This is a genomic window from Herbaspirillum sp. UBA812 (assembly GCF_002296545.1).
In the GTDB taxonomy this organism is placed as follows: Bacteria; Pseudomonadota; Gammaproteobacteria; order Burkholderiales; family Burkholderiaceae_D; genus Herbaspirillum; species Herbaspirillum huttiense.
This window is the reverse complement of the sequence record NZ_DBIC01000012.1, coordinates 1-3,764: the sequence shown is the minus strand read 5'-3', so window position 1 is coordinate 3,764 and position 3,764 is coordinate 1. Positions and strand designations below refer to the sequence as shown.

Here is a 3,764-nt window from a genome sequence, read left to right as displayed (position 1 = left end):
ACGATCTGGCCTTCGTCGGCCAGGCGGCGCACGATCTGCAGGATGGCCTTCTGTTGCGCATCGACTTCGGACAGGCGCACCGGTCCCTTGGATTCCAGGTCTTCCTTCATCATCTCGGCCGCACGCTGCGACATGTTGGCGAAGATCTTGTCGCGCAGGCCTTGCGAGGCACCCTTCAGCGCCACGATCAGCGACTCGGACTGGACTTCGCGCAGCAGCAGCTGGATGCCGCGGCCGTCGATGTCGATGATGTTCTCGAAGACGAACATCTCGTCCATGATCTTCTGCGCCATGTCCTCGTCGTAGGAGCGCAGGTTGTTCATCACTGCAGTCTCGTTCTCGCCCGACATGAAGTTGAGGATCTCGGCCGCGGTGCGGATACCGCCCATCTGTTGTTTCTTGAGGCTTTCGTTGCCGGTCAGCAGCTTGGTCAACACGTCGTTGAGTTCGCGCAACGCGGCCGGCTGCACGCCGTCCAGGGTTGCAATACGAAGGATGACGTCGTTGCGCAAACGTTCCGTGAAATTGTTGATGATGCCGCAGGCATGGTCGCGCTCCAGGTGGACCAGGATGGTGGCGATGATCTGCGGGTGTTCGTTGCGGATGAGCTCGGCCACCGACTGCGCGTCCATCCACTTGAGGCTTTCGATACCGGAGGCATCGCGCCCGCCGAGGATGCGGTTGAGCAGGGAAGTGGCCTTGTCGTCGCCCAGCGCCTTGGTCAGCACGCTGCGGATGTATTCGTCCGAATCCAGACCCAGCGAGGAGGCCTGGCCGGTTTCGGCGACGAAGGCTTCCAGCACTTCGTTGATTTCCTCGAAGCTGACGTTGCGCAGCGCCGACATGGCCGCGCCGAGCTTCTGGACCTCTTTCGGGCCCAGGTATTTCATGACTTCGGCGGCCTCATCCTCGCCCAGGGCGAGCATGAGGATGGCACCTTTCTGAACGCCGTCGTTACTCATTGTTCACCCATGACTTGATGATGCTTGCCACCAGCTTCGGATCATTCTTGGCCCACTGCTTGGCGGTTTCCAGGTTGGCCTTGTACTGTGCACGCTCGTCGACTGCCGGCTCGCCGGAGAGGTTGACGATGGCGTCCGGATCGTCCGGATCGAAGCCGGCGGCAACCGCTGCGGCAGCGGCGGCGGCCTCGGCCTCGGCCTTTTCCTTGGCCAGGCGCTCGCGCTCTTCGCGGCCCGACAGCTTCCAGACGATCGGGCGCAGCACGCGGAAGTAGAGGAACAGCAGGACCGCAGCCACCAGCACGTACTTGCCGATTTCCTTGGCCAGTTCGATCATGCCTGGCTGCTTCCACAGCGGCACTTCCGGTTCCATGTCGGTGCTGAACTGGGTATTGACCACGTTGAGCGAGTCGCCGCGATCCTTGTTGTAACCCATCGCTTCCTTGACCAGGTCGGTGATCTGGTTGCGCTCGGCCTCGGTCAGCGGGCGCATCACGATCTTGCCGGTATTGTCCAGGGTACGCTTGTAGTTCACCACCACGGCCACCGTCAGGCGGCGCACGCCACCCATGGGTTGCTGGGTGTAGCGCACGGTCTTGTCGACCTCGTAGTTGATGGTCTCGTCCTTGCGCGAATTGCCGCTGGCCGCCGGGGTCGGTGCTGCGCCGTTGGGGGTGGCCGCGGTACCGTTCTGGTTGGCCGCACCATTGGCCACTGCCGGGTTGACGATCGGCGCGGTGGCAGGGGCAGGGGGCTGGTTGGTCAACGCACCCGGAATGCCCGAGGTACCCGAGGTGGCGCTGTTGGCCTCGCTGCTCTGCTTGCTGCGCACGGCGGCGGTGTCACGCGTCTGGTTGGGCTTGTAGGCCTCGGAGGCCTGCTCGCTGCGGGAGAAATCGACATCAGCCGTGGCCTCGGCGCGGACGTTGCCGTTGCCGACGATGGGGGCGATGATGGACTCGACGCGCTTGACGATGTCCTGCTGCATGTCCTGGACATACTTCAGCTGGGTCGGGTCGAGCGTGTTGGTCTGGGCTTGCTTGGTGGTGTCGGAGAGCAGGTTGCCGTTCTGGTCGACGATGGTCACGGCCTTGGGCGAGAGCTCGGGCACGCTGCTTGCCACCAGATGGACGATGGCGCTGACTTGCTGCTGGTCCAGGAAACGGCCTGGGTAGAGGCTGAGGATCACCGAGGCGGTCGGCTTCTGCTGGTCGCGTACGAACACCGAGGCCTTGGGCAGGGCCAGGTGGACACGGGCGGTCTGCACCGAAGCCAGAGATTGTACCGAGCGTGCCAGTTCGCCTTCCAGCGCGCGCTGGAAGTTGACCTGCTCCAGGAACTGGGAAATGCCCAGCTTCTGGTTTTCCATCAGTTCGAAACCGACGTTGCCGCCCTTGGGCAGGCCTTGCGAGGCCAGCTTCAGGCGAGCGTCATGCACCATGTTCTCGGGGACCAGGATGGCCGTGCCGCCGTCCGAGTACTTGTAGGGCACGTTCATCTGCTGCAGCGAGGCCACGATGGCTCCGCCATCGCGGTCGTTGAAATTGGCGAACAGGACGCGGTACTCGACCTTCTGGCTCCACAGCCAGATGCCCGCCATCAGCGCCAGGGTGGCGGCGGCGGCAATGATGAGCAGAATGCGCTTGCCCTGCGGCGAACGGGCGTAACCCATCACGCCGCCTTGGGCGGCCTGCCCTTGGGGCATACCCTCAATATTGCCGAGTTCGCCCGGATTGTTGGTTTCGCCGGTCATCGTGCCGTCGGCTGCTACCGCCATGATTTCCCCTCTGGCGTTCCCTCGATTGCCAGCTTGATAAAGACTTTGATCACTGCCTACCTTTGTGAGGTTTTTTGCTCAGTGTGGATTGTCCGTTGGCAGGAAGAATTTGATCGCCCGAACAGAATGGCAAATTCCCCGCTTATTGGTGCGATTTGTCAATGCAGCAGTGTTAAGGTGCTGCTGTAGATGGCGAAGATGCGTATTGTGCTTTTGCCAAGCGGCAAAATGAACTCAAGAGGTGGCAGATGGCAATCGACAGTGTGATTGATACCAGCAAGATCGAGGCAATGGTGGCCCAGCTGAAGGCTGCGGCAGCCCGCGCCCAGGGTGGCGTGGACCCGGTCCAGAGCGGCGTCGCGGCGGAAAAGCCGGCGCAGCGCGTGGACTTCGCCGACGTGCTCAAGGGCGCGATTGACCAGGTCAATGATTCCCAGGCAAAAGCCGCCAAGATGTCGCAGGCCTTTGCCATGGGGGATGACAGCGTGAATCTGTCGGATGTGATGATCGCTTCCCAGAAGGCCAGCATCTCCTTCCAGACCAGCATCCAGGTGCGCAACAAGCTGGTTTCGGCCTACCGCGACATCATGACCATGCAAGTGTGAAGTTTTCTGCTGTGGGGCGGGCTGGATTGTTGCTCGTCCTTCCATGAAAAAACACCCCAGAACCGGTTTCCGGTTGCTGGGGTGTTTTTTCATGGGCGCCGCCGGGAAAGCGGCGCTGAATTACATCATACCCGAGGCCTTGGCGTTCTGTTCGCGTTCCAGCTTGGTGATGAAGCGTTGGATGGCGGCCAGGACGGTGCGCGGGATGTCAATGAACTGGCAGCCGAAGCGATTGACGACCTTGCCGTTGGTCATCTTGAACTCCTTGCAGTCGCGCACCTGCAGCTTGACCGAGACCAGGGTGTTATCTCCCAGTTCGAGCTGGCAGTCTTCATACATGGCGCCCGGGGTGGTGGGCAGCAGCTTCTTCTCGTCGGTGATGCCGACGCCGCCGGCGCTGATGTTGTTGAGCAGCGTGAC

General features: G+C 61.7%; 4 protein-coding genes. 1 reads left to right on the top strand and 3 read right to left on the bottom strand.

The features are described 5' to 3' along the window. Both fliG and fliF read right to left on the bottom strand, forming a co-directional pair. On the bottom strand, positions 1 to 962 hold a 962-nt coding region (gene fliG, locus B3873_RS00565; protein ID WP_286863514.1), incomplete at its 3' end, for a flagellar motor switch protein FliG. Beyond that, positions 955 to 2,739, bottom strand: coding sequence for a flagellar basal-body MS-ring/collar protein FliF (fliF, locus tag B3873_RS00560; RefSeq protein WP_134222210.1), 1,785 nt, complete (start codon positions 2,737 to 2,739; stop codon positions 955 to 957). The genes fliG and fliF, both read right to left, overlap by 8 nt. A gap of 248 nt (positions 2,740 to 2,987) precedes the next feature. On the opposite strand from fliF, the gene fliE reads away from it, so the two are divergent. Continuing rightward, positions 2,988 to 3,344: a flagellar hook-basal body complex protein FliE gene (gene fliE / locus B3873_RS00555; protein WP_039788439.1), complete on the top strand. Its 357-nt coding sequence runs from the start codon at positions 2,988 to 2,990 to the stop codon at positions 3,342 to 3,344. A gap of 120 nt (positions 3,345 to 3,464) precedes the next feature. Here fliE and B3873_RS00550 read toward each other — a convergent pair. Further along, on the bottom strand, positions 3,465 to 3,764 hold a 300-nt coding region (locus tag B3873_RS00550; protein WP_286863513.1), incomplete at its 5' end, for a flagellar brake protein.